General features: G+C 64.6%; 24 protein-coding genes, 5 tRNA genes and 1 pseudogene. 12 read left to right on the forward strand and 18 right to left on the reverse strand.

The genetic code is table 11. The features are described 5' to 3' along the window. Positions 1 to 98 precede the first annotated feature (98 nt). The gene (locus tag NMG10_RS03490) at positions 99 to 509 is read left to right on the forward strand and encodes a PA2817 family protein (RefSeq protein ID WP_232857572.1); all 411 of its coding nucleotides are present in this window, start codon (positions 99 to 101) and stop codon (positions 507 to 509) included. 63 nt (positions 510 to 572) lie between these two features. On the opposite strand, the gene NMG10_RS03495 is transcribed toward NMG10_RS03490, so the two are convergent. The 6 genes from NMG10_RS03495 to NMG10_RS03520 form a co-directional block, all read right to left on the reverse strand. After that, positions 573 to 797 carry a hypothetical protein gene (locus NMG10_RS03495; RefSeq protein ID WP_232857574.1) on the reverse strand — a complete coding sequence of 75 codons (225 nt, stop codon included), beginning with the start codon at positions 795 to 797 and terminating at the stop codon, positions 573 to 575. A gap of 249 nt (positions 798 to 1,046) precedes the next feature. Beyond that, positions 1,047 to 1,122 (reverse strand) — tRNA-Gly (locus tag NMG10_RS03500). An 81-nt stretch (positions 1,123 to 1,203) separates the two neighbouring features. Continuing rightward, positions 1,204 to 1,279 (reverse strand) — tRNA-Gly (locus NMG10_RS03505). Positions 1,280 to 1,284: 5 nt separating this feature from the next. Next, positions 1,285 to 1,360: transfer RNA gene (locus tag NMG10_RS03510), tRNA-Glu, on the reverse strand. A 92-nt stretch (positions 1,361 to 1,452) separates the two neighbouring features. Then, a tRNA-Gly gene (locus NMG10_RS03515) sits at positions 1,453 to 1,528 on the reverse strand. 5 nt (positions 1,529 to 1,533) lie between these two features. Beyond that, positions 1,534 to 1,609 (reverse strand) — tRNA-Glu (locus NMG10_RS03520). A 433-nt stretch (positions 1,610 to 2,042) separates the two neighbouring features. Here NMG10_RS03520 and NMG10_RS03525 point away from each other — a divergent pair. Beyond that, on the forward strand, positions 2,043 to 2,810 hold the full coding sequence (locus NMG10_RS03525) for a hypothetical protein (RefSeq protein WP_050704683.1): 768 nt from the start codon (positions 2,043 to 2,045) through the stop codon (positions 2,808 to 2,810). Positions 2,811 to 2,972: 162 nt separating this feature from the next. Here NMG10_RS03525 and NMG10_RS03530 read toward each other — a convergent pair whose 3' ends face one another. Together NMG10_RS03530 and NMG10_RS03535 are read right to left on the reverse strand one after the other, a co-directional pair. Then, complete coding sequence (locus NMG10_RS03530) at positions 2,973 to 3,455, reverse strand: GAF domain-containing protein (protein WP_232856389.1); 483 nt, start codon at positions 3,453 to 3,455, stop codon at positions 2,973 to 2,975. After that, the gene (locus NMG10_RS03535) at positions 3,456 to 4,343 is read right to left on the reverse strand and encodes an ATP-binding protein (protein ID WP_254463839.1); all 888 of its coding nucleotides are present in this window, start codon (positions 4,341 to 4,343) and stop codon (positions 3,456 to 3,458) included. It abuts the gene before it with no gap. A 167-nt stretch (positions 4,344 to 4,510) separates the two neighbouring features. Between NMG10_RS03535 and NMG10_RS03540 the strand changes: the two genes are divergently transcribed. Continuing rightward, on the forward strand, positions 4,511 to 6,865 hold the full coding sequence (locus tag NMG10_RS03540; protein ID WP_254463840.1) for a response regulator: 2,355 nt from the start codon (positions 4,511 to 4,513) through the stop codon (positions 6,863 to 6,865). Here NMG10_RS03540 and NMG10_RS03545 read toward each other — a convergent pair. After that, complete coding sequence (locus NMG10_RS03545; protein WP_232856392.1) at positions 6,855 to 7,343, reverse strand: glutathione peroxidase; 489 nt, start codon at positions 7,341 to 7,343, stop codon at positions 6,855 to 6,857. The genes NMG10_RS03540 and NMG10_RS03545 overlap by 11 nt on opposite strands. A gap of 12 nt (positions 7,344 to 7,355) precedes the next feature. Next, positions 7,356 to 7,751: a peptide-methionine (R)-S-oxide reductase MsrB gene (gene msrB, locus NMG10_RS03550; RefSeq protein ID WP_254463841.1), complete on the reverse strand. Its 396-nt coding sequence runs from the start codon at positions 7,749 to 7,751 to the stop codon at positions 7,356 to 7,358. A 167-nt stretch (positions 7,752 to 7,918) separates the two neighbouring features. Here msrB and NMG10_RS03555 point away from each other — a divergent pair, with 167 nt between their 5' ends. Both NMG10_RS03555 and htpX read left to right on the forward strand, forming a co-directional pair. After that, a complete protein-coding gene (locus NMG10_RS03555; RefSeq protein WP_050704677.1) occupies positions 7,919 to 9,130 on the forward strand; it encodes a pyridoxal phosphate-dependent aminotransferase in 1,212 nt (403 codons plus the stop codon). Positions 9,131 to 9,384: 254 nt separating this feature from the next. Then, complete coding sequence (gene htpX, locus NMG10_RS03560) at positions 9,385 to 10,272, forward strand: protease HtpX (RefSeq protein ID WP_038705666.1); 888 nt, start codon at positions 9,385 to 9,387, stop codon at positions 10,270 to 10,272. Between the two features lie 192 nt (positions 10,273 to 10,464). On the opposite strand, the gene NMG10_RS03565 is transcribed toward htpX, so the two are convergent. Continuing rightward, positions 10,465 to 11,115 (reverse strand): thiopurine S-methyltransferase, encoded by a 651-nt coding sequence (locus tag NMG10_RS03565; RefSeq protein WP_254463842.1) that lies wholly within the window; start codon positions 11,113 to 11,115, stop codon positions 10,465 to 10,467. A gap of 101 nt (positions 11,116 to 11,216) precedes the next feature. On the opposite strand from NMG10_RS03565, the gene NMG10_RS03570 reads away from it, so the two are divergent. Next, a complete protein-coding gene (locus NMG10_RS03570) occupies positions 11,217 to 11,969 on the forward strand; it encodes a class III extradiol ring-cleavage dioxygenase (protein ID WP_232856395.1) in 753 nt (250 codons plus the stop codon). A 138-nt stretch (positions 11,970 to 12,107) separates the two neighbouring features. On the opposite strand, the pseudogene NMG10_RS03575 reads toward NMG10_RS03570, so the two are convergent. Then, a pseudogene (locus NMG10_RS03575) lies at positions 12,108 to 13,818 on the reverse strand (DEAD/DEAH box helicase). Between the two features lie 397 nt (positions 13,819 to 14,215). After that, the gene (locus NMG10_RS03580) at positions 14,216 to 14,971 is read right to left on the reverse strand and encodes a spermidine synthase (protein WP_234562532.1); all 756 of its coding nucleotides are present in this window, start codon (positions 14,969 to 14,971) and stop codon (positions 14,216 to 14,218) included. A 116-nt stretch (positions 14,972 to 15,087) separates the two neighbouring features. Here NMG10_RS03580 and NMG10_RS03585 point away from each other — a divergent pair, with 116 nt between their 5' ends. Further along, positions 15,088 to 16,434 carry a class II 3-deoxy-7-phosphoheptulonate synthase gene (locus NMG10_RS03585; RefSeq protein ID WP_028691729.1) on the forward strand — a complete coding sequence of 449 codons (1,347 nt, stop codon included), beginning with the start codon at positions 15,088 to 15,090 and terminating at the stop codon, positions 16,432 to 16,434. Here the strand turns inward: NMG10_RS03585 and NMG10_RS03590 are convergent. Further along, entirely contained in the window at positions 16,415 to 17,635 is a 1,221-nt protein-coding gene (locus tag NMG10_RS03590) for a winged helix-turn-helix domain-containing protein (RefSeq protein ID WP_232856397.1), read from the reverse strand. The two genes, NMG10_RS03585 and NMG10_RS03590, sit on opposite strands and share 20 nt — an antisense overlap. A 156-nt stretch (positions 17,636 to 17,791) precedes the next feature. Then, positions 17,792 to 18,010 (reverse strand): DUF1127 domain-containing protein, encoded by a 219-nt coding sequence (locus NMG10_RS03595; protein ID WP_028691731.1) that lies wholly within the window; start codon positions 18,008 to 18,010, stop codon positions 17,792 to 17,794. A 96-nt stretch (positions 18,011 to 18,106) separates the two neighbouring features. Between NMG10_RS03595 and NMG10_RS03600 the strand changes: the two genes are divergently transcribed. After that, on the forward strand, positions 18,107 to 18,958 hold the full coding sequence (locus NMG10_RS03600) for a LysR substrate-binding domain-containing protein (RefSeq protein ID WP_028691732.1): 852 nt from the start codon (positions 18,107 to 18,109) through the stop codon (positions 18,956 to 18,958). Between the two features lie 66 nt (positions 18,959 to 19,024). Here the strand turns inward: NMG10_RS03600 and NMG10_RS03605 are convergent, their stop codons facing one another. Then, on the reverse strand, positions 19,025 to 19,774 hold the full coding sequence (locus NMG10_RS03605) for a sulfite exporter TauE/SafE family protein (protein WP_203647577.1): 750 nt from the start codon (positions 19,772 to 19,774) through the stop codon (positions 19,025 to 19,027). Between the two features lie 117 nt (positions 19,775 to 19,891). Here NMG10_RS03605 and NMG10_RS03610 point away from each other — a divergent pair, with 117 nt between their 5' ends. The 3 genes from NMG10_RS03610 to NMG10_RS03620 all read left to right on the forward strand — a co-directional run bounded on the left by NMG10_RS03610 (position 19,892) and on the right by NMG10_RS03620 (position 21,918). Continuing rightward, entirely contained in the window at positions 19,892 to 20,848 is a 957-nt protein-coding gene (locus tag NMG10_RS03610; RefSeq protein WP_232856398.1) for a LysR family transcriptional regulator, read from the forward strand. 55 nt (positions 20,849 to 20,903) lie between these two features. Continuing rightward, positions 20,904 to 21,359 (forward strand): MarR family winged helix-turn-helix transcriptional regulator, encoded by a 456-nt coding sequence (locus NMG10_RS03615; protein ID WP_203647579.1) that lies wholly within the window; start codon positions 20,904 to 20,906, stop codon positions 21,357 to 21,359. A gap of 130 nt (positions 21,360 to 21,489) precedes the next feature. Beyond that, positions 21,490 to 21,918 carry an organic hydroperoxide resistance protein gene (locus NMG10_RS03620; protein ID WP_023632623.1) on the forward strand — a complete coding sequence of 143 codons (429 nt, stop codon included), beginning with the start codon at positions 21,490 to 21,492 and terminating at the stop codon, positions 21,916 to 21,918. 213 nt (positions 21,919 to 22,131) lie between these two features. Here the strand turns inward: NMG10_RS03620 and efp are convergent, their stop codons facing one another. Together efp and earP are read right to left on the reverse strand one after the other, a co-directional pair. Continuing rightward, on the reverse strand, positions 22,132 to 22,701 hold the full coding sequence (gene efp, locus NMG10_RS03625) for an elongation factor P (RefSeq protein ID WP_060483780.1): 570 nt from the start codon (positions 22,699 to 22,701) through the stop codon (positions 22,132 to 22,134). Between the two features lie 48 nt (positions 22,702 to 22,749). Further along, complete coding sequence (earP, locus tag NMG10_RS03630) at positions 22,750 to 23,883, reverse strand: elongation factor P maturation arginine rhamnosyltransferase EarP (RefSeq protein WP_254463843.1); 1,134 nt, start codon at positions 23,881 to 23,883, stop codon at positions 22,750 to 22,752. 133 nt (positions 23,884 to 24,016) lie between these two features. Between earP and NMG10_RS03635 the strand changes: the two genes are divergently transcribed. Continuing rightward, the gene (locus tag NMG10_RS03635) at positions 24,017 to 24,415 is read left to right on the forward strand and encodes a hypothetical protein (RefSeq protein WP_234562527.1); all 399 of its coding nucleotides are present in this window, start codon (positions 24,017 to 24,019) and stop codon (positions 24,413 to 24,415) included.

Raw genomic sequence — 24,415 nt, forward strand, 5'->3', positions numbered from 1 at the left:
GCCCCGCGATAGCGCCAGCACAGGCAGCTACGCTGCCAGCCTATGCAAAACCGGCGTATACTCCGCCCCCCGTTTCAACCACCCCGAGGACCGCCGCCATGGCCAACCCCCACCTGGACTACCACCTGCAACTGCTCCACCACCTGCGCACCATCCTGGCCGCGCTGGGTGAAGCCGAACAGGTCCCGGAGGAAAGCCACGCCCTGTTCCTCGAGCGCTTCGACGAACTGCTCACCCTGCTGCCCCAGGACCCGCTGCAAAGCCAGTACCTGGGCCAAGACCTGATCTGCCAGGTGATCCAGCGCTACCCGCAGATCGCCCATCTGGTGCCGCGTGACCTGCTGTGGTTCTTTGGTGGCGATTGCCTGCACTTCATGCCGGATGAAGAGTTGGAGCTTTACCAAACGCTGGAAGAGCGCCGCTACGAGGCCGAGCAGAACGGTGAAGCGTTTGATTGGCACCAAGAAAAGCAACTGCTAGCCAAGCCTGCTCAGGGTGATATTCACTGATATAGATGCATCCCGGCCCCATCTGGGCCGGGAACCCCAATCACCTGAGCGGGACAAGTGAATTCACTCCGCCAAATCACGATCTAGCAAGTCAGGGGGAATCCTAGCCTCACCCCCGAAAAAATGATGCGCCGAAGAACATAAGAACTCTGCTTCCAGTCGAAGTCGTTCTACCTGCGAAGGGGGCTGCTTCCCTTTACTTTCTTCATAACGCCTCCACGCATCGACCGCCCGTTTACATATCTCCAGCTGGACTTCCAAATCCGTCGTTTCGATCGTCACGGTCATTGCTCCTTCCTTGTTCAAGGCAGAATGGAGTGTGATCAGGCGCGCCCAACATTCTCCCCCGACAGAGTAATAACTGATGGTATGAGTACGAACATCGGGCGTAACGAGTAGCGCCATGCCGTTGTACGCCCCCAGACGACATTAGCCAACTAGTAAAATTGATAGGTGTGCAGAGCCAGCTCGCCCCAAAAAACCAATCTCGCGAGCAAAAAAAAAAACGCCACTTCAAACGAAGTGGCGTTTTCAATTTGGAGCGGGAAACGAGACTCGAACTCGCGACCCCGACCTTGGCAAGGTCGTGCTCTACCAACTGAGCTATTCCCGCAGGGTGAAGCTTTACCGCATGTGGCGTGAAGCGCCTTGACGACCTTCACCACCTGCACCGTCGGAAACGATGCGTTGAAACTGGAGCGGGAAACGAGACTCGAACTCGCGACCCCGACCTTGGCAAGGTCGTGCTCTACCAACTGAGCTATTCCCGCAAATATGGCGTCCCCTAGGGGACTCGAACCCCTGTTACCGCCGTGAAAGGGCGGTGTCCTAGGCCACTAGACGAAGGGGACTAAGCCGACGCTTTTCAGCGCACCAGAACATGAACCTCACGATTCAGCCTGGATTTTCTTTTCCTGCCCTGCCTAAGCAGTGCCGGAGAAACTGGAGCGGGAAACGAGACTCGAACTCGCGACCCCGACCTTGGCAAGGTCGTGCTCTACCAACTGAGCTATTCCCGCAAATATGGCGTCCCCTAGGGGACTCGAACCCCTGTTACCGCCGTGAAAGGGCGGTGTCCTAGGCCACTAGACGAAGGGGACACGCTGCTCGCATTACCTATTAAAGTACTGCTTGCTTTCACTCTCTGTCGCGTTTCGCTGTGTGCTTTACGCTGCAAGTGGCGCGCATTCTATGGATGCCTTGGAAGGTCGTCAACCCCTTTGTAGAAATTTATTTAAATCAATGACTTCCCGTCGTCATGGGCGGTGGTGCAGGATGCGTCCGGGGATTGGCGTTGCTTTTCTGACGTTGGCTCGGCAAGCTCGTAGCGATGTGCCACTATCTGTAGGTTTTGGATGATGGGCCGATACATATAAGCAAGGCTTGAGGGCCTCATCGCGGGGCTAGCCCGCTCCCACGAATGCTTCACGGATTCAAGGGCGCGCAGGACTGTCCGCCAGGCTGCACTGTTCGCTTTCGGGCGGACTCACTACACTCTCGATAGATGCAAAACTTCTTCATGAGGCGTTAACGGTGACACCACTTCTGATCACCCTGCTTATCGTTGCGGGTATCGCGCTGCTGATCGTGATCGGCTACCTCAACAATGTGGTCGAGAACGGCAAGCTCGAGCGTGCACGGCTCAAGGTCGAGCTGGCCGACCGCCTGCGCCGCTGCGGCGAAATCACCGAGACCTTCCCCGGGCAGTTCATGACGCCTGCGCTCAAGCTGCTGTTGACCCGCCTCGAACTGAACCTCAACCAGCGCCAGCTGGCGCTGGACAAGCACAGTGGTGACCTCAAGGCACGTATCGCCGAGCTGGAGGGGCTGATCGGCCAGGGTGAGAGAATCCCGGTCAGCAACCCGCCCTCGCCGATCCAAACCGAGGTCAAGGCCAAGGATGTGCGCTTTTTGCTGGAGCTGCTGCACAACCAGATCGTGCGCGCCACCCAGGAAGGGTTCCTCGCGACCAACGAGGGCAAGTACTGGGTCAAGGAGATCCGCCATATCCTGGTGTTGCTGCATATCGAGTTCTTCAACAACCTCGGCCAGCAGGCCCTGCAGCAAAACCAGCCGGGGCAGGCGCGCCTGGCGTTCGAGCGTGGCGTGCAGTACCTGCGCAAGCAGCCTGAGCCCAAGCAGTATGAAGAGCAGCTGACTTACCTTGAGAAACTGCTGAACCGGGCCAACGCCCAGGTGCTGGACCAGATGGAGCCGGCGGAGAACGAACAGAATGCGCTGACCCAGGGGCTCAAGACTGATGAGGATGAGACCTGGAAGAAGAAGGTTATTTACGACTGACCGGGATTCTGGGGGGCGCTTTGCGCCCCTATCGCGGCACAAGGCCGCTCCTACAGAGGGTTGCGATTGCCTGTAGGAGCGGCCTTGTGCCGCGAAAGGGCTGCGAAGCAGCCCCCAGCGATCTTGATAAAGAAAGGGGCCTTCGCAGGCCCCTTCTTCATTTCAGCAATCGGTCAACTCGAGGAACACCTCGACCAACCGCTCCAGCCCCACCTGGTCGGCCTCGCTGAAGCGCGCCAGCTTCGGGCTGTCCAGGTCGAGCACGCCGATCAGCCTGCCGGCCTTGACCAACGGGATCACCAACTCGCTGTTGGACGCGCTGTCACAGGCGATATGCCCGGGGAACGCATGCACATCCTCGACCCGCTGGGTCGTGCGGGTAGCCGCCGCGGCACCGCACACGCCCCGGCCGAAGGGGATGCGCACGCAGGCCACCTGGCCCTGGAACGGGCCGAGCACCAGTTCTTCGTTGCGGTTGATATAGAAGCCCGCCCAGTTCAGGTCCTCTACCTGGTTGTACAAAAAGGCCGAGAACTGCGCGGCGTTGGCGATGAAGTCGCGCTCGTCGGCGAACAGCGCCTGCACTTGCGCGGCCAGCAGGTCGTAGCCATCGAGGCCTTGGCCACTGGCGTTGAGGTCGATCATTTATTTCTGCTCCAGCAATTGCAGCCCGACCCAGTAGCGGGCGAACTGATAGGCACAACGGCCATTACGGTTGCCGCGGCCGGTGGCCCAGCGTACGGCGAGGATGTCGAGCGCTTCGCTGCGCTGCCACTGCAGCCCGGCCGGGCGCGCCAGCTGGCCGATCCAGTGCTCGACCACGTTGAGGAAATGCTCCTGGCTGAACGGGTAGAACGACAGCCACAGGCCGAAACGGTCGGACAGGGCGATCTTGTCCTCCACCGCCTCGTTGGGGTGCAGCTCGCCGTCGACCATCTTCCAGTTCTCGTTGTCGCTCTGCTTCTCCGGCACCAGGTGGCGGCGGTTGGAGGTGGCGTACAGCAGCACGTTGTCCGGGGCTTGCTCCAGCGAGCCGTCGAGCACGCTCTTGAGCACCCGGTAGTCACCCTCCCCGGCTTCGAACGACAGGTCGTCGCAGAACAGGATGAAGCGTTGTTCAAGTTTTTGCAGTTGCTCGACCACCCGCGGCAGGTCGGCCAGGTGGTCGCGCTCGATTTCGATCAGGCGCAGGCCGGCGCCGGCATGCTCGGCCAACAGCGCACGCACCAGCGACGACTTGCCGGTGCCGCGCGAACCCCACAAGAGGGCGTGGTTGGCCGGCATGCCGTTGATGAACTGGTGGGTGTTGCGGCCCAGCTGTTCACGCTGCTGATCGACGCCGATCAGGTCGGACAGGCGGATGTCGAGGCTGACTTCGAGGGGCATCAGGTAGCCGCTGCGGCCGTCGCGCTGCCAGCGGGCGGCCAGGGTGCGGGTCCAGTCGATGTCCGGGCGCGGGGCCGGCAGCAGGGGTTCGAGGCGGGCGAGGACGGATTCTGCGCGGTCAAGGAAAGCGGTAAGGCGGGTGTCCATGAGGGCTCCTGCAAATCAGGTTTCGGTACCGTGCCGGCCCCTTCGCGGGTAAACCCGCTCCCACAGCAGGCAGTGGACCCTGTGGGAGCGGGTTTACCCGCGAAGGGGCCGGCACGGACAAAAGCTGAATGTTCGACAGACCCGCCAGCAGCCAGGGCTGATCGGCTATGCTTGCGCAGCGCACGGAGCAAGTAACCGGCTTGGGACCCATGGATATCAAGTTCACCAATCGCCTGTCATACAAGCAAGCCCGGTTGACAGTCCTGGTCGGCTTCATCCTGGGAACATTGCTCAGTCTCATCCAGATCGGCATCGATTATGCCAGCGAAGACGCGTCCATCAACCGTGAAATTCAGGCACTGTTGAAGATCAGCCACGACACGGCCTCGCGCATCGCCTACAACATCGACACGGAGCTGGCCCAGGAGCTGACCGGCGGCCTGCTGAAATCGCCAGCGCTGATCCGTGCGCGGCTGATCGACAACAACGACACCGTGCTGGCCGACGTGCAGCGCCCCAGCACGGAGAGCCGCTACCGACCGCTGTCGGACTTCCTGTTCGGCGAGCAGCGCCAGTTCCAGGACCGACTGTTCCTCGCCCACATGCCCGACGAATACCTCGGCACCCTTTACCTGGATGTCGACACCTACACCTTCGGCGGGCGCTTCCTCGACCGCGCCGGGGTCACCCTGGTCAACGGCTTTGCCCGCAGCCTGGTGCTCACCGGCATTCTCCTGGGGCTGTTCTACCTGATGCTGACCAAGCCGCTGGTGACGGTGATCGGCGCGCTCAGCGGCAACGATGCGCGCACGCCCAGGCAGAACCGCGTGGACTGCCCCAAGGGCCACGAGAACGACGAGATCGGCGTGCTGGTGCGGGTCGCCAACCAGCAGTTCGTCAGCATGGCCACCGAGATCCAGCAGCGGCGCACCGCCGAGAACCGTCTGACCCAGTACCTCAACGAGCTGGAGGACATCGTCTCGGCGCGCACCACCGAGCTCAAGGCCAGCAACAGCCGCCTGAGCCTGTCCAACCAGGAGCTGGACGAGGCGCGCCAGCGCGCCCTGGACATGGCCCAGGCCCGCGCCGCCTTCCTGGCCAACATGAGCCACGAGATCCGCACCCCGCTCAACGGCATGCTGGGCATGATCGCCCTGGCCCTGGACAGTGGCCTGGCGCCCGAGCAGCGCCAGCAGCTGTCGATCGCCCACGACTCGGGCAAGGTACTGGTGGAGTTGCTCAACGATATCCTCGACCTGTCCAAGTTCGACGCTGGCCAGCTGGAGCTCGAGCGCATTCCGTTCGACCTCGGCGCCATGGTCGAGGACACCGCCAACCTGCTGTCGCAAAACGCCGCGCCCAGCGTCGAGCTGACCTGCCTGGTCGCCCCTGACTTCCCCAGCACGGTGCTGGGCGACCCGACCCGGGTGCGGCAGATCGTCAGCAACCTGCTGTCCAACGCCCTCAAGTTCACCCGTTTCGGCCGCGTCGACGTGCGCCTTTGCAGCATCGTCGGCGGTATCCGCCTCGAGGTGAGCGACACCGGCATCGGCATCCCCGAGGAGGCCCAGGCGCGGATCTTCCAGCCGTTCACCCAGGCCGGCGCCGGCATCACTCGCCAGTACGGCGGCACTGGCCTGGGCCTGGCCCTGACCCGCAACCTGTGCAAGGCCATGCAGGGGCATCTGCATATCCAGTCCGAAACCGGCTTCGGCAGCCGCTTCAGCGCCGACCTGCCGCTACCGGCGCACACCGAGGCGATCCCGCCGGCGCCATTGAACGGGCGGGTGGTGGCCCTGGGCAACCCCGGCAGTGGCCTGGCCGAGCTGCTGGAGGGGCTGTTGCCGCGCTGGGGGCTGGAATACGTGCGTCATGAGGATGCCAAGGACCTGGCCGGCACGGCTGTCGACCTGCTGATTACCGACGACCTGGACCACGTGCTCGACCTGCGCCCGGCCATCGAGGCACCGATCCTGCTGGTGACCGCCTACGGTAACTTCCTGCCCACCGAGCAGGCCGAGCAACTGGCGCCCTTGCAGCAACTGGCCCGCCCCCTGGCTCGCAATGCCTTGTACCAGACCCTGCGCCGCACCTTGCAGGGCGAGCCCAACGCGCCACTGCCCCACGAGGTACCGGCCTCGCGCGAGCTCAGGGCGCGCATCCTGCTGGTGGAGGACAACCCGGTGAACCAGCTGGTGGCCAAGTGCATGCTGGGCAAGCTCGGCTGCCAGGTGCAGGTGGCTGCCCACGGCCAGGAGGCCCTGGACTGCCTGGAGCGGGACAGCTTCGACCTGGTGCTGATGGACTGCAACATGCCGGTGATGGATGGCTACGAGGCCAGCCGACGGATCCGCCAGAGCAGCCGCTGGCCGGAGCTGCCGATCGTCGCGCTGACTGCCAACGCCATGCCCGAGGAGCGCGAGCGCTGCCGCGCCGCAGGCATGAACGACTACCTGGCCAAGCCGTTCCGCCGCGAGGAACTGCTGGCGCTGATCGAGCACTGGGTGCCGGTCAGCGGTTGAGCAGCGGCTCGATCGCCGACTTCAGCGCCTCGGGCTTGGTGGTCGGGGCAAAGCGGCTGACCTTGCCGGTGCGCGGGTCGACCAGGAACTTGGTGAAGTTCCACTTGATCTTCTGCGTGCCCAGCACGCCCGGCGCCCGGCGCTTGAGCTCGGCGAACAGCGGGTGGGCACCGGGGCCGTTGACCTCGATCTTGCGAAACAGCGGGAAACTCACGCCGAAGTTGAGCTCGCAGAACTGCGCGATCTCGCGGGCGTCGCCCGGCTCCTGCTTGCCGAACTGGTTGCAGGGGAAGCCCAGCACCACCAGGCCCTGGTCGCGGTACTCCTGCCACAGGCGTTCGAGGCCCTTGTATTGCGGGGTGAAACCGCACTGGCTGGCGGTGTTGACCACCAGCAGCGCCTTGCCGGCGAAGTCGCCCAGCACTTTCTGTTCGCCACCGAGGGTGACGCAGGGGATGTCCAGCAGCGCATCGGCCATGTTCGCTCTCCGTCAATCGCGTGGCTTGAGGTCCAGGCACACCGAGTTGATGCAGTAGCGTAGCCCGGTCGGCGGCGGGCCGTCGGGAAATACATGGCCCAGGTGGGCATCACACTGCGCGCAGGTGACTTCGGTGCGGATCATGCCGTGGGAGGTGTCGCGGATCTCGATCATCGCGGCTTCTTCGATCGGCTCGTAGAAGCTCGGCCAGCCGCAGCCGGAATCGAACTTGGCCTTGGCGTCGAACAGCGCCAGGTCGCAGCAGATGCAGTGGTAGATACCATCGCCGCGCTCGCTGTTGTACTTGCCGCTGAACGGCCGCTCGGTGCCCTTGAGCCGGCACACCTGGTACTGGGCCGGATCGAGCATGGCGCGCCATTCGTCCAGGGTTTTGTCGATCTTTTGCATGATGGGACCTCGGCAGGCTGAATTTCACCTCGCACCGGCTTTTCCCTGGCGCGGGTGGCACGTATATTAGGTGGCTTCGTGTGCAAGGCAGCCAGTCTGGCACCCGCTTCCCGCCCTTTCAAACCTTTCGAGCAGGGGCGGCGCGTATTCTCACTCGGGATCTCATCATGCAGTTCAGCAAATCGAACAAGCTCGCCAATGTCTGCTACGACATTCGCGGCCCAGTGCTCAAGCACGCCAAACGCCTGGAAGAGGAAGGCCACCGCATCCTCAAGCTGAACATCGGCAACCCGGCGCCGTTTGGTTTCGAGGCGCCGGACGAGATCCTCCAGGACGTGATCCGCAACCTGCCCACCGCCCAGGGCTACAGCGACTCCAAGGGTCTGTTCAGCGCGCGCAAGGCGGTGATGCAGTACTGCCAGCAGAAGGAAATCGAAGGCGTCACCATCGAGGACATCTACCTCGGCAACGGTGTGTCCGAGCTGATCGTGATGTCGATGCAGGCGCTGCTCAACAACGGCGACGAGGTGCTGATCCCGGCTCCCGACTACCCGCTGTGGACCGCCGCGGTGAGCCTGGCCGGCGGCAAGCCGGTGCACTACCTGTGCGACGAGCAGGCCGACTGGTTCCCCGACCTGGACGACATCAAGGCCAAGATCACCCCGAACACCAAGGCCCTGGTGATCATCAACCCGAACAACCCGACCGGCGCTGTGTATTCCAAGGAATTGCTGCTGGGCATGCTGGAGCTGGCGCGCCAGCACAACCTGGTGGTGTTCTCCGACGAGATCTACGACAAGATCCTCTACGACGAGGCCGTGCACATCAGCACCGCGTCGCTGGCCCCGGACCTGCTGTGCCTGACCTTCAACGGCCTGTCCAAGTCGTACCGGGTGGCGGGCTTCCGCTCCGGCTGGCTGATCATCTCCGGGCCCAAGCACCACGCCCAGAGCTACATCGAAGGCATCGACATGCTGGCCAACATGCGCCTGTGCGCCAACGTGCCGGCCCAGCACGCGATCCAGACCGCCCTGGGCGGCTACCAGAGCATCAACGACCTGGTGCTGCCGCCGGGCCGCCTGCTGGAGCAGCGCAACCGCACCTACGAGCTGCTCAATGCCATCCCCGGGGTGAGCTGCGTCAAGCCGATGGGCGCGCTGTACGCGTTTCCGAAGATCGACCCGAAGGTCTGCCCGATCTTCAACGACGAGAAGTTCGTGCTCGACCTGCTGCTGTCGGAGAAGCTGCTGATCGTCCAGGGCACGGCGTTCAACTGGCCATGGCCGGACCACTTCCGCGTGGTGACGCTGCCGCGGGTGGATGACCTGGAACAGGCCATTGGCCGGATCGGCAATTTCCTGCGCACTTATTCGCAATGATTGATGGCCTTTTCGCGGGTAAACCCGCTCCCACAGGTTCGGCGCCGAACCTGTGGGAGCGGGTTTACCCGCGAAGGGGTTGACCCGATCCCTCTTACATCCTGCAACGCTCTATCCCACGGTACGCCCGGCATCCTCTGCCATACTCCTCGCGTACACAGTTTGAAATAGTCGCCCGGTTGAATAGCCGCGCCCTCCCCCTTATATACCCCGCAGTACGCAACGAACTTATCCGTCAGGAGAACGTAACAACCATGATGCGCATTCTGTTGTTTGTAGCCACCAACCTCGCGGTGGTGCTGGTTGCAAGCATTACCCTGAGCCTGTTCGGCTTCAACGGGTTCATGGCGGCCAACGGGGTTGACCTCAACCTCGGCCAGCTGCTGGTCTTCTGCGCCGTGTTCGGTTTCGCTGGCTCGCTCGTCTCGCTGTTCATCTCCAAGTGGATGGCGAAGATGACCACCGGCACCCAGATCATCACCCAGCCCCGCACCCGTCACGAACAGTGGCTGCTGCAGACCGTCGAGGAACTGTCCCGCGAGGCCGGCATCAAAATGCCCGAGGTGGGTATCTTCCCGGCCTACGAGGCCAACGCCTTCGCCACCGGCTGGAACCGCAACGACGCGCTGGTCGCCGTCTCCCAGGGCCTGCTGGAGCGCTTCTCGCCCGATGAGGTGCGTGCGGTGCTGGCCCACGAGATCGGCCACGTGGCCAACGGCGACATGGTCACCATGGCGCTGGTGCAGGGCGTGGTGAACACCTTCGTGATGTTCTTCGCCCGCATCATCGGCAACTTCGTCGACCGGGTGATCTTCAAGAACGAAGAAGGCCACGGCATTGCCTACTTCATCGCGACCATCGTCGCCGAGCTGGTCCTGGGCATCCTCGCCAGCATCATCGTCATGTGGTACTCGCGTCGCCGCGAGTTCCGCGCCGACGAAGCCGGCGCCCACCTGGCCGGTACCGGCGCGATGATCGGCGCACTGCAGCGCCTGCGCTCCGAACAAGGCCTGCCGGTGCACATGCCCGACACCATGAAGGCCTTCGGCATCAATGGCGGCCTCAAGCATGGCCTGGCCGGCCTGCTGATGAGCCACCCGCCGCTGGAAGACCGCATCGACGCGCTGCGCCGTCGCGGTTGATCCAGGCAGCAATAAGAAAGGGCGACTTCGGTCGCCCTTTTTCATTGCCATGTCGCCCTCCCCTGTAGGAGCGGCCTTGTGCCGCGAAAGGGCTGCGCAGCAGCCCCGGCGATTTTGCATGATGCCAAGATCCTGGGGCTGCTGCGCAGCCCTTTCGCGGCACAAGGCCGCTCCTACAGGGTTGAAGCCAGCTTAGCGCCGAACGCTGTAGACTCGCTCAACCAAACTTTCGACACCAGCTTTGAGAAACTTCGGACTCTCGTCGAGAATCTCCCGCGCCTCGACATCGTCGACCCACCACCCGGAAAACCCTGCCCGCACTTCGGCGTCCGGCACCGAAAACGGTGGCCCGTCGATCAATCCCTGGTCGTAATCCAGGGTCACCAACAGCCCCCGACAGGCCGCCGGCAACTGCTCACCCAACAACGCCATGTAGCGCTCGCGCATCGCTAGCGGCAAGGCGATCAGCGCCGCCCGGTCATACACCCCCGCGCAGTCCGCCAGATCCTCGGCGCGCAGGGCAAACACATCCCCGCACCACAGCTCCACCTCGTCGCTGCGCCACACCTCGAAGGCACCATGCCGGGCAATCTGCGCCACCAGGCCATGCTCGGTGAAGAAGTCCGCCACCGCCCTGCGCGACAACTCCACCCCCAGCACCCGATAGCCCTGGGCGGCCAGCCAGAGCAGGTCCAGGCTCTTGCCACACAGCGGCACCAACACCCGCGCGCCCGGGGCCAGCCCCAAGGTCGGCCAGTGCGCCTGCAGGTACGGGTTCACCTGGGATTGGTGAAAGCCGATCTGGTTGTCCGCCCACCGCTTGTGCCAGAACGCTGGCTCCATGATTCCTCCCGGTTTTTCGATAAAAGCCTATGAAAACTTATATTGGATCTCGATCGAAGGCTGATCGAAGATGGCAGCATCTTACCTGCCAGGACCCCGCCATGCTGCCCAGCCTGTTCATCTCCCACGGATCGCCCATGCTCGCCCTGCAACCCGGTGCCAGTGGCCCGGCCCTTGCCGCGCTGGCCCGTGCCCTGCCCCGGCCGAAGGCGATCGTGGTGGTGTCGGCGCACTGGGAAAGCCGCGAGCTGCTGGTGATGGGCAACGCTCAGCCGCAGACCTGGCATGACTTCCATGGTTTTCCGCCGGCGCTGTATGCCGTGCAATACCCCGCGCCCGGCGCGCCGGAACTGGCCCAGCGGATCGCCGAGCGCCTGGGCGCGCAGTTGGACTCGCAGCGGCCCTTCGACCATGGTGCCTGGGTGCCGCTTTCACTGATGTATCCCGAGGCGGATATTCCGGTGGTTCAGGTGTCGCTGCCCAGCCAGGCCGGTCCTGATCTGCAACTGAAGGTTGGCCGGGCGCTGTCGGCACTGCGCGAGGAAGGCATCCTGCTGGTCGGCTCGGGCAGCATCACCCACAACCTGGGCGAGCTGGACTGGCATGCCGGGCCGGACGCAGTCGAGCCCTGGGCGCTGGCGTTTCGTGACTGGGTGGTGGAGCGGTTGAACGCTGGGGATGAGGCGGCGCTGGTGGATTATCGGCGGCAGGCGCCGTTTGCGCTGCGTAACCATCCCAGTGATGAGCATCTGTTGCCGTTGTTCTTCGCCATGGGGGCTGGTGGGCGGTGTGGGGTCGTGCACCAGGGGTTTACGCTGGGGGCGCTGGGGATGGATATCTATCGGTTCGACTGACGGGCCTCTTCGCGGGTAAACCCGCTCCCACAGGTACAGCGCGATACCTGTGGGAGCGGGCTTACCCGCGAAGAGGCCGGGACAGGCAAAAAAAATCCCCGACCAAAAGGCCGGGGATTTTTTATTGCAGCGCCAGGATCAGTCTTCGCGGTAACGGCGCAGCTTCAGCTGCTTGCCGGCCACGCGGGTGTCCTTGAGCTTGGTCAGCAGGCGCTCGAGGCCGTCTTCCGGCAGCTCGACCAGGCTGAAGCTGTCACGCACCTGGATACGACCGATGGCGTCACGCGCCAGGCCACCCTCGTTGAGGATCGCGCCCAGCAGGTTCTTGGCGGCGATGCCGTCACGGGCACCCAGGGCGGTACGGCAACGCACGCGGCCTTCGGCCAGCGGCATCGGCGCGCGGCGCTCGCGGTCACCACGGTCCGGACGCTCGCCACGCTCGGTACGCTCAGTGCGCTCACGCGGGCTGTAGGTCGGTACCAGCGGCTGCTCGCGCTCCACCGAAGCCAGGTCCAGCGCCTGACCGTTGGTGGCCTTGCGCAGCAGGGCCGAGGCCAGGGCACGGGCACTGCAACCCAGGTCGGCGGTCAGGCGGTCGAACAGCTCGCCGTGGCTGGCTTCGGACTCGGCCACCAGCGGCGCCAGGCTCTTGGTCAGCTTCTTGATGCGCGCATCCAGCACGGCTTGCGGGTTAGGCAGGCGGGCTTCGGCGACTTTCTGACCGGTGACACGCTCGATCACCTGCAGCATGCGGCGCTCACGCGGGGTGACCAGCAGCAGCGCACGACCATCGCGACCGGCACGGCCGGTACGGCCGATACGGTGCACGTAGGACTCCGGATCGTACGGCATGTCGACGTTGAACACGTGGGTGATGCGCGGTACGTCCAGACCACGGGCAGCGACGTCGGTGGCGACGACGATGTCCAGGCGGCCGTCCTTGAGCGAGTCGATCACGCGCTCACGCTGGTTCTGGGCGATATCGCCGTTCAGCGCAGCAGCCTTGTAGCCTTTGGCTTCCAGGGCGGCGGCCAGGTCCAGGGTGGCTTGCTTGGTGCGCACGAAGGCGATCAGCGCGTCGAACTCTTCCACTTCCAGCAGGCGCAGCACGGCCGGGATCTTCTGGTCGGCGTGGACCATCAGGTGGGCCTGCTCGATCGCGGTCACGGTCTGGGTCTTGCTCTGGATCTTGACGTGCTTCGGCTCGCGCAGGTGGCGCTCGGCGATGGCACGGATCGAGGCCGGCAGGGTGGCGGAGAACAGCACGGTCTGGCGGGTGGCAGGGATGGCGTCGAAGATCACTTCGAGGTCATCCATGAAGCCCAGCTTGAGCATCTCGTCAGCTTCGTCGAGTACCAGGTACTGGACGGTGGACAGGACTTTCTCGTCGCGGCGCAGGTGGTCGCACAGGCGGCCCGGGGTGGCGACGACGATCTGTGCGCCATTGCGAATGGCACGCAGCTGTGGGCCCATCGGGGCACCACCGTACACGGCCACCACGTTAACGCCCGGCATCTGCTTGGCGTAGGTTTCGAAAGCGGTGGCTACTTGCAGCGCCAACTCACGGGTTGGCGCCAGGATCAGGGCTTGCGGTTCGCGCTTGCTCACGTCGATCTTGTTGAGGATCGGCAGGGCGAAGGCAGCGGTCTTGCCGGTGCCAGTCTGCGCCTGGCCGATCATGTCGTGACCGGCGAGGATGATCGGGATCGACTGTTGCTGGATGGCCGACGGCTCTTCATAGCCGGTGGCCAGGACGGCAGCAACGATGTTCGGATTGAGTTCGAGAGCGGCGAATCCGCCGGTTTCCTGGGTCATGGGTCTGCCTCTAGGTGCATCCGCAAAGACCCATGCTCCAAAGCTGCACATGCCTTGAAAGACCAGTCGGTCACCCAGGCAGCTTTGGCGGCGGGGATTTGCGAAAACGATTGAAATAGGAACGTCTTGGGAAGGTCCGCCTAGCGGACGCGCAGCCGAAGCTGGATTCGGAGGATTTGCACCACCTGATTTTGAGGTCCGCTAAAAGACCGGCGCGTACTATACCCGAAATAGCCGTGAATTGTGAGAAATATTTCGAAGATCAAGGGCCATATTGGATCCAGGCTGAATCGTTTCCCTGTAGGAACGGCCTTGTGCCGCGAATGGGCCGCAATGCGGCCCCAGGATGTGTGCCTACCTCAAGATCGCCGGGGCCGCTGTGCGGCCCTTTCGCGGCACAAGGCCGCTCCTACAGGGGGCGCACACTCGGATCAGGTCGCCGGGCGGATTTCCTTGATCAGGTATTCCAGCGAATAGCCCAGACGCGGCGCCAACGCTTCGGCCCGCGCCCGCACGGCATCGATATCCAGCGTCTGCTCCAGGTCCGCCGGCACCAGCACGATCACGTTGCCCTCCTTCACCGGCAGCTCCCAGTAATGGCGGTGGTACAAACCACGCAACAAGGCTGCGCCCAGCGGCTTGCCGTCGTCCCCGGCCCACTGGTTGATCACCAGCCAGCCATCGGGGTTCAGCTGCTTCTGGCAGTTCTCCAGGAAGCCCCAGGCCAGGTGGCCGACACCGGGACCATAGTCGGTATAAAGGTCGACGAACAGCAGGTCGGCCTTCTCGGCGCTGGGCAAAAGCTCGAGGGCGTCGCCCACCCGCACATACAGCCGCGGGTCGTCGTCCAGGCCCATGTACTCCATGGCCAGGCGCGGCACGTCGGGGCGCAGCTCGATGGCCTCGACATCCTCCAGCGGCAGGAACTTCAGGCACGCCTGGGTCAGGGTGCCGGCGCCAAGGCCGAGGAACAGCGCGCTCTCCGGCTGCCCGTGGCACAGCGCGCCGACCAGCATGGCGCGGGTGTAGTCGTACTCCAGCCAGCTCGGGTCGGCGGTGAAGGTGCAGCTCTGCTCGATGGCGTCGCCGAACTCGAGGAAGCGATAGTCATCCACCTCGTACACGCTGATGACGCCAAAGGCGTCCTCGACCCGTGCCAGCAGCCGCTCTTCCCGCTCCGTCGCCATCCTTACCACCTGCCCGCGCAAAACGTGCATTGTCCGCCAATGCCGGTGGTGCAACAAGCACACCCGGGCGTACCATGGCTGGCAGGCCTTAACGACACTTATGGATAGAGCTTGCGATGACCCGACAATGGACCCCTGACAGCTGGCGCGCCCTGCCGATCCAGCAGCAACCGATCTACCCCGACGCCGCGCACCTGCTGAAGGTGGAGCAGACCCTGGCCAGCTACCCGCCACTGGTGTTCGCCGGCGAGGCACGCGAGCTGCGCCGGCAGTTCGCCGAAGTGACCCAGGGCCGGGCGTTCCTGCTGCAGGGCGGCGACTGCGCCGAGAGCTTCGCCGAATTCTCCGCGGCGAAGATCCGCGACACCTTCAAGGTGCTGCTGCAGATGGCCATTGTCATGACCTTCGCCGCCGGCTGCCCGGTGGTCAAGGTCGGGCGCATGGCCGGCCAGTTCGCCAAGCCGCGCTCGGCCAATGACGAGACCATCGGCGACATCACCCTGCCCGCCTACCGTGGCGACATCGTCAACGGCATCGGCTTCGACGAAAAGAGCCGCGTTCCCGACCCCGAGCGCCTGCTGCAGGCCTACCACCAGGCCACCGCCAGCCTCAACCTGCTGCGCGCCTTCGCCCAGGGCGGCTTCGCCGACCTGCACCAGGTGCACAAGTGGAACCTGGACTTCATCGCCAACTCGGCGCTGGCCGACAAGTACCACCAGTTGGCCAACCGCATCGACGAGACCCTGGCCTTCATGCGCGCCTGCGGCCTGGACACCGCGCCGCAACTGCGCGAGACCAGCTTCTTCACCGCCCACGAAGCGTTGCTGCTCAACTACGAGGAAGCCTTCGTGCGCAGCGACAGCCTGACCGGCGACTACTACGACTGCTCGGCGCACATGCTGTGGATCGGCGACCGCACCCGCCAGCTCGACGGCGCCCATGTCGAGTTCCTGCGCGGCGTGCACAACCCGATCGGGGTCAAGGTCGGCCCGAGCATGAACCCCGAGGAGCTGATCCGCCTGATCGATGTGCTCAACCCGGACAACGACCCGGGCCGCCTGAACCTGATCGTGCGCATGGGCGCCGGCAAGGTCGGCGACCACCTGCCGGGGCTGATCCGCACCGTGCAGCGCGAAGGGCGCCAGGTGCTGTGGAGCTCCGACCCGATGCACGGCAACACCATCAAGGCCAGCAGCGGCTACAAGACCCGCGATTTCGCGCAGATCCTCGATGAGGTCAAGCAGTTCTTCCAGGTGCACCAGGCCGAGGGCAGCCACGCTGGCGGCATTCATATCGAGATGACCGGGCAGAACGTCACCGAGTGCATCGGCGGCGCCCGGCCGATCACCGAAGATGCCCTGTCAGACCGCTACCACACCCACTGCGACCCGCGGATGAACGCCGATCAGTCGCTGGAGCTGGCGTTCCTGATCGCCGAAACCCTCAAGCAGGTACGCCGCTGAGCAATGCCTGACGCAGCCGGCTGCCCTCGGCGCGGGGGCAGTTGAGCTGCACCTGCGCCAGGCCCAGCCAGTTGGCCAGCTGCCGCAGGCTGAGCGCCAGCGCCTGGTAGCCCGCCTCGTCCAGCCCCAACGCCTCTTCGTGCACCGCATGCACCGCCAGGCGCCCGTGGGCGCGCTCGGCACGCAGGTCCAGGCGGGCGGCGATGCGCCCGTCGTGCAGGAATGGCAGCACGTAGTAGCCGTACACCCGCTTATGCGCCGGCGTGTAGATCTCCAGGCGGTAGCGGAAATCGAACAGGCGCTCGGTACGCTCGCGCGCCCAGACCAGCGAATCGAACGGCGAGAGCAAGGCGCTGGCTTCGATGCGCCTGGGAATCCGTGGCCCCCCCGCGACATAGGCCGGTTGTTTCCAGCCCTGCACGGTGCAGGCCTGCAGGTGCCCGGCCTCGACCAATACGGCCAGGGCGGCCTTGCTCTGCTGCGGCGAGAGGCGAAAGTAGTCGCGCAGGTCCTGTTCGGTGGCCACGCCCAGGGCGCCGGCGGCATGCAGCAGCAAGCCCTGGTGCGCTTCGGCCTCGCTGGGCCGGGCCTGATCGAGGATGGCCGCCGGCAGCACCCGCTCGGGCAGGTCGTACAGGCGCTCGAAACCGCGACGCCCGGCCACGGTGACCTCGCCGGCGGCGAACAGCCATTCCAGCGCGTGCTTCTCTTCGCTCCAGTCCCACCAGGGGCCGGCGCGCTCTTCGCGGGTGGACAGGCTGCCCGCGCCCAGCGCGCCCTGGTCGCGCACCGCCGCCAGCACCCGCTCGATCACCTCGCGCCGCTCGCGGCCGAACGCGGCCAGTTGCCGGTAGATGCCCTTGCCGTCGGCGGCGTGGGCCATGCGCCAGCGCATCAGCGGGTACAGCGCCAGCGGCAGCAGCGATGCTTCATGGCCCCAATACTCGAACAATCGGCGCTGGCGGCGCTGGCCCCAGGCGAGCTGGTCGAGCAGGTCGTGCGGGTAGTCGCCCAGGCGCGAAAACAGCGGCAGGTAGTGGGAGCGCACCAGGGCATTGACCGAGTCGATTTGCACCACGCCCAGGCGCTGGAACATGCGCGTGAGACTGCCAAGGGTCGGCGGGCTGCCGGGCGACTTGCCGAAGCCCTGAGCGGACAGGGCCAGACGGCGGGCCTGGTGGATAGACAGTTCGAGGGGCAATGGAGGTACCTCACAGTGGCTCTGCAACTCATTCTGTGTCTGCACCATAGCATTCGCGGGTAAACCCGCTCCCACAGGGTTACCGTTGACCAGGGAACAACAGCGAACCTGTGGGAGCGGGTTTACCCGCGAAGAGGCCAGCAAAGCCTTCACGGCCTATTTACGCAACGGATCCTCCCAGAAATGCCGGTCGGCCTCCTGCTGGATATCCGCCCGCGACAACCCCAGGTCGTGCAGCGTGGCATCGCTCAGGCGCGCCAGTTCGTCGCGTTGGCGGTGCAGCTCGTACCAGCGCAGCAGCCGCCCGCCGGCATCGTGCAGCAGGTGGCCGAGGGTAGACCCAGGCTGGTGAGCAACGTTGAAATGACCTTTCATCTTGACGCCCTCCTTGTGGATGGCTCCAGTCTCTGCCCAGGCCTAAGATCAATCCAACGAATGTTTCTGATGTCATGCATCTCGGAGATTGATGCCATGTCCCAGTATCAGAGTCTCGACGCGGACGTGCTGCGCACCTTCGTCGCCATCGCCGAGCAAGGTGGCTTCACCCGCGCCGGCGAGGTGGTCAACCGCACCCAGTCAGCGGTGAGCATGCAGATGAAGCGCCTGGAAGAGGACATCCTGCAGCGCCAGCTGTTCGAGCGCGACGGCCGCCAGGTGCGCCTCACCGCCGAGGGCCAGGTCCTGCTGGGCTATGCCCGGCGCATCCTCAAGCTGCACGGCGAGGTGTTCAACACCCTGCGCATGCCGCACATGGTTGGCGTGGTGCGCATCGGTACCCCGGACGACTACGCCATGCGCTACCTGCCGGGCATCCTCACCCGCTTCGCCCAGGCGTACCCGTTGATCCATGTCGAGGTGCACTGCGACTCGTCCAAGCAGCTGATGCTGCGCCAGGACCTGGACCTGACCATCGTCACCCGCGAGCCGGGCAACGAGGTCGGCCAGCTGCTGCGCCAGGAGCGCCTGGTGTGGGCCGCGGCCAAGGGCTTCTGCCCCCACGAGCAGCGGCCGATGCCGCTGGCACTGTTCAACACCGACTGTTTCTGCCGCGCCTGGACCTGCAACGCCCTGGAGCGCCAGGGCATCGAGTACCGCATCGCCTACACCAGCCCGAGCCTGGCGGCGATCTTCGCCATCGTGCATGCCGGCCTGGCGGTGACCGCGCAGCTACAGAGCCTGATCGGCGGCGACCTGCGCATCCTCGGCGCGGACGACGGCCTGCCGCAGTTGCACATGGCCAATGTGATGCTGCTGCGCAACGACCAGCAGCATTCGCCGATCACCGACTGCATGGCCGAGTACATCGTCGAAGGGTTCAAATAAGCATCCCGCCCGCCCCCTGTAGGAGCGGGCTTGTCCCGCGATGGGCCGCAACGCGGCCCCGGCTATCTAGAGCTCGAACCCAAGCATCACCGCACACACCACCAAAAACCCGCAGAACAGCGTGCGTAACACCCTCTCCGGCAACGCATGGGCCAGCTTCACCCCCCAGCTGATGCTCAGCAACCCACCCACAGCCAGCGGAACCCCGATGCTCCAGTCGACACTCTGGTGCAGCCCATAGGTCAGCAAGGTCACCATGGTGCTAGGCGCCGCCAACGCCAGCGATAACCCCTGGGCCACCACTTGGGTGGTGCCGAACACCGAGGTCAAGATCGGTGTGGCCACCACCGCCCCGCCCACGCCGAACAGCCCGCCCATGGTCCCGGCGAAGCTGCCCAGCACGCCCAGCCAGGGCCACGGATAACGCAGTTGGTTGCTCGGCGGCCTGACCGGCAGAAACATCCGCGCCACGTTCCAGATCGCCAGCGCCACCAGGAAACCGACGAAGTACAGGCGCATCGACTGGGCATCGATGCCCACCGCCCAGATCGACCCCAGCCAGGCGAACACAAAGCTGCACAGCGACAACGGCACCGCGTGGCGCAGCTCGATGCGGTTACGCTGGTGATAGCGCCACAGCGCCAGCAACACGTTGGGCACCACCATCACCAGGGCGGTGCCCTGGGCCAGCTGTTGGTCAAGGCCGAACAGCACGCCCAGCGCCGGAATGGCGATCAACCCGCCGCCGATGCCGAACAGCCCACCCAGGGTGCCGAGCGCGGCACCCAGCACGATATACATCACCCACTCGATCATCAGCGCCTCTTCCGCCTGCTTTCAGAGAATGAGGGCATGCTAGTCAGTCACGGCTGGCGGGGAAACGCACAGCAGCGCACAATGGCTTTGCGTATTTCGCACAAGCACCGAGCCGCCATGAGCCCCGACATCCTTACCGAACAACTCAGCCTGTTCCTCGACGTGCTGGAAACCGGCAGTTTCTCCGCCGCCGCCCGGCGCCACCCGTTGACGCCCTCCGCCGTGGCGCGGCGCATCGACAACCTGGAAAGCGCGGTGGGCAGCCGCCTGTTTTCGCGCAGCACCCACGCCGTGCGCCCGACGCCGGCCGGCAACGCCTTCGCCGAGCGAGCCCGGCGCATCATCGAAGAGCTGCGCCTGGCGCGCGCCGAGGCGGTGTCGTTGAGCAACGCCCCGGAAGGCTTGATCCGCATCGACGCACCGGCCGCCTTCGGCCGTCGTCACCTGGCCCCGGCCATCGCTGACTTCCTGGTGGCCTACCCCGGGCTCGACGTGCAGTTGCGTCTGATCGACAGCTTCGTCGACCTGCATGGCAGCCACCTGGGCGAAGTGGACCTGGTGCTGCGCGCCGGCCCCCTGGCCGATACCCGCCTGGTGGCCACGCCCCTGGCCTACATGGTGCGCATCGCCTGTGCCAGCCCTGCGTACCTGGCCAGCCGCGGGGTGCCGGCCTGCCCCAGCGAACTGCCCGGGCACGACGGCCTCGACTGGGACGGGCTGGCCCCGCCGTTCGCCTGGCGTTTCGCGGTCGACGGCCAGACCCGCCTGTACCGTCCGGCGCGCATGCGCATGGCCGCCAACAACGCCGAGACCCTGCTGTTCGGCGCCCTGGCCGGCCTGGGCATCGCCCACCTGCCGACCTGGCTGATCAGCGACTACCTGCTGCGCGGCGAACTGGTCCCGCTGTTCTGCGACAACGGCCTGCCGCAACCTGAGACCAGCGGCATCTATGCCCTGCGCCTGGAACATGAAACGAACTCTCGCAGCCGCTTGCTGCTCGAATTTCTCAAGAGCCGTTTCAGCCCGGTGCCGCCCTGGGACCTGGCGCTGAGAAGCGAGCTGCGCTGGCAATGAGCGCACCAAGCTTTGGCGTGCTAGATTTTAACCCTTACCGATTCCAAGGACCTGCATGAACGCCGACACCCAAGCCCCCTGCAACGCGCTGCTGCTGGACAACCAGGTCTGCTTCGCCCTGCACTCGACCTCGTTGCTGATGACCAAGGTCTACAAGCCCCTGCTGCAGGCGCTGGGCCTGACCTACCCGCAGTACCTGGCCATGCTGGTCCTGTGGGAACAGGACGGCCTGACCGTGGGCGAGATCAGCCAGCGCCTGCTCACCGACCCCGGTTCGCTGACGCCGCTGCTCAAGCGCCTTGAGAGCGAAGGCCTGCTCAAGCGCAGCCGCAGCCGCGAGGATGAACGGGTGGTGCTGGTGCAACTGACCGACAAAGGCCGCGCCCTGCAGGTCGAGGCCCAGCGCGTGCCACAGTGCATTCTGCAGGCCAGCGGCCATAGCGCCGAGCAACTGCGCAAGCTGCAGGCCGACCTGCTCGCCCTGCGTGCGCAGCTGCAAGAAAACCTCTGACGTCTAAGCTGTGAGATGGCTGTTCGGATGAATGGTCGAATATTTAACTTGCGCACTAAATAATTGCACGCTAAGTTAAGCCCATACCCACTCAGCGCCGACGGCGCACAGCACCCAAGCGAGGCTCAAGATGCAAAAGGTCACTCCGCTGTACATCGCAGAAGCCACTTCCACCGGTGGTCGTGATGGCAAATCCCGCTCCAGCGACGGCAAGCTGGAAGTCAAGCTGAGCACCCCCAAGGAGCTGGGTGGCGCGGGCGGTGACGGCACCAACCCCGAGCAGATGTTCGCCGCCGGCTACTCGGCCTGCTTCATCGGCGCGCTGAAATTCGTCGCCGGCCAGGAGAAAAAGGCCCTGCCGGCGGATGCGTCGATCACCGCCAAGGTCGGCATCGGCCAGATCCCGGGCGGTTTCGGCCTGGACATCGACCTGCACATCAATCTGCCGGGCCTGGCCCAGGCCGACGCCGAAGGGCTGGTGGAGAAGGCGCACAAGGTCTGCCCTTACTCCAACGCCACCCGCGGCAATGTGGATGTGCGGTTGCATGTGACGGTGTGATACACGATCGATGTGTAGGAGCGGCCTCGTGCCGCGAAAGGACCGCAGAGCGGTCCCGGAATGCACGAGGGCTGCTTCTTAGGTTTGCCTGATCCATGGTCGGGGGCGCTTCGCGCCCCTTTCGCGGCGCAAGGCCGCTCCTACAGGGGCCAGACAACCCGCCATAAAAAAACCCGGCCAAGGCCGGGTTTTTTGTGCTTATCGCAAGAAGGATTACTTCTTGGAACGGCCCTTGAAGCTGTTGTCGCGAGTGTCGATGTCGATCCACTCGTCGATCTGGATGAAGTCGGCAACCGAGATCTCGGTACCGTTCTTCAGCTTGGCAGGCTTCATGACCTTGCCCGAGGTGTCGCCACGTGCGGCGTTCTCGGTGTAGACGACCTGACGGCTGATGGTGGTCGGCAGTTCTACCGAGACCAGGCGGCCTTCGAAGAACACGGCTTCGCAGATGTCTTCCATGCCTTCTTCGATGTACGGCAGAACGGCGTCGATGTCTTCGGCGTTCAGTTCGTACATGGTGTAGTCGGTGGTGTCCATGAAGGTGTACGAGTCACCGCTGATGAACGACAGGGTCGCTTCTTTGCGATCCAGGATCACGTCGTCCAGCTTGTCGTCCGCACCGTATACGGTTTCGGTCTTGTAGCCGGTCAGCAGGTTCTTCAGCTTGGTCTTCATGATCGCGCTGTTACGGCCCGACTTGGTGAACTCAGCTTTCTGAACCAGCCACGGGTCGTTGTCGATCCGCAGTACGGTACCGGGTTTCAGTTCTTTACCAGTTTTCATTACGAAGTATCCGAATCTGGATGGATTTATAAAAATCGAGGCCGCGTATCATAGCGAATTTCGGTAAAACTGTACCAGCCTCGTAGCAAGGTCCGGCCGAGCGGCCTGCGCGGCCTGCCACTGGCGGGCATGTTCGCGCACTTCGTCCCAGTGCGGCTGCAGCGCCTGCCAGGCCTGGCCCATCGGGCGATCCATGTTCCAGGCGCGCCACAGTTCGGTCAGCGCCTGCCCGGCGGCGGCCGACAGGCCTTGGCGATAAAGGGCGAGGAATGCCTCGAGCTTTTCCCAGTGGGCGTTCTCTTCCTGGATGTAGATGTGCCAGAGCATCGGCACGCCAGCCCATTGCGCGCGCACGAACGAGTCTTCGCCGCGCACGGCGTTGAAATCGCAGCTCCACAGCAGCCGGTCGTAGTCGTCCTGGCTGACGAAAGGCAGGACCTGCACGGTCAAGGCTCCGCGCCGATGCAGCGCGCCCACGGGCAGGTCAGCCACGCCCAGCCAGTTGCCGAGGTCTCCCAGGATGCGCCCCTGCGGTACCAGCAGATGGGTGGGATGCACATCGGCGGCCAGCACATCGAGCCAGTTGCCCAGCTGCGGGTTCTCGTAGGCGAACAGCGAGATCAGCCGGGCCCCTTCCTGGGGATGCACAGCCAATCCTGCCAGGAACTTCGCCCGCTCGCCGGGCGACTGCCGGAACGCCTGGCAACGCGGTAGCAAGGTGGCTTCACGCAGCAACCCACCGGTGTTCTCGGTGAAGCCCGGGAAGAAGAAGAACTTGCGCAGCCCATTGGCCTGGGGCGAGGGCAAGCCATGGCAGCCCTCCACCCAGTCTTCGGCACTGAGGTAGTCCAGGTTCAGCCACAAAGGCGGCGTGGGCTGACGGGCCATGGCCTCGACGTAGCCGTCCGGCAGTTGGCAAGCAAAGGCGCCTACCACCACCTGGGCTGGCTCCGCCCCTTGCCACGTGACAGGCCAGTGGCGTACCTCGACCCCTTGCCGCCACTGCTGCCCGGCCTGGCTGTCGGCGTCCGGACACAGGCGCGCGAAAGCCTGCAGGTCGTCCACCCACAGGCGCACCGCCAGGTCGTGCTCGGCCGCCAGCTGGCGCGCCAGGCGCCAGGTGACGCCGATGTCGCCATAGTTGTCGACGACCGTGCAGAAGATGTCCCAGGTGGTTTTCATCGCCACGTTCCGTTACCTGCGAAAAAAGACCGCGGATTTTGCGGATATTTACCCGTCAGCAAAAGCGCGGCGCTGAAAAAACCTGTCGCGCCATGCGAGAATGGTCCCTCGAACCGCCTGCCAGGAGGCCGCCATGCCCCGCCCCCGCGAATTGAAGATCACCCTCAGACCCGTGCAACTGGTGCTGTGCGTCGCCCTGGGTCTGTGGCTCGGCGCCGTGGCCATCGCCTTGAGCCTGTGGCTGGCCCTGCGCCTGTGGCCGGCACAGGTGCAGCCACTGGTCGAGGCCGCCGTCCCCGCCGTGGTCCAGCCTGCGCCTGCCGCCGCGCCAGCACAACCGGCCGACGCCCAGGCGCAGATGTTCGAGCACTACAAGGAGATCCTGCACAAGCAGGAACTGCAACAGGCCGCCGAGGCCGCCCAGGGCAATCCGCGCAACCTCAACAGCCCCAAATGCCAGTTCTGGCTGCAGCAGAACCGCACCGCGCCGACCGACAAGAGCCAGGCCAACGTGCTGGAGTTCTGCTACTGA

Source organism: Pseudomonas sp. DVZ6 (assembly GCF_024259445.1).
GTDB lineage: Bacteria > Pseudomonadota > Gammaproteobacteria > Pseudomonadales > Pseudomonadaceae > Aquipseudomonas > Aquipseudomonas peradeniyensis.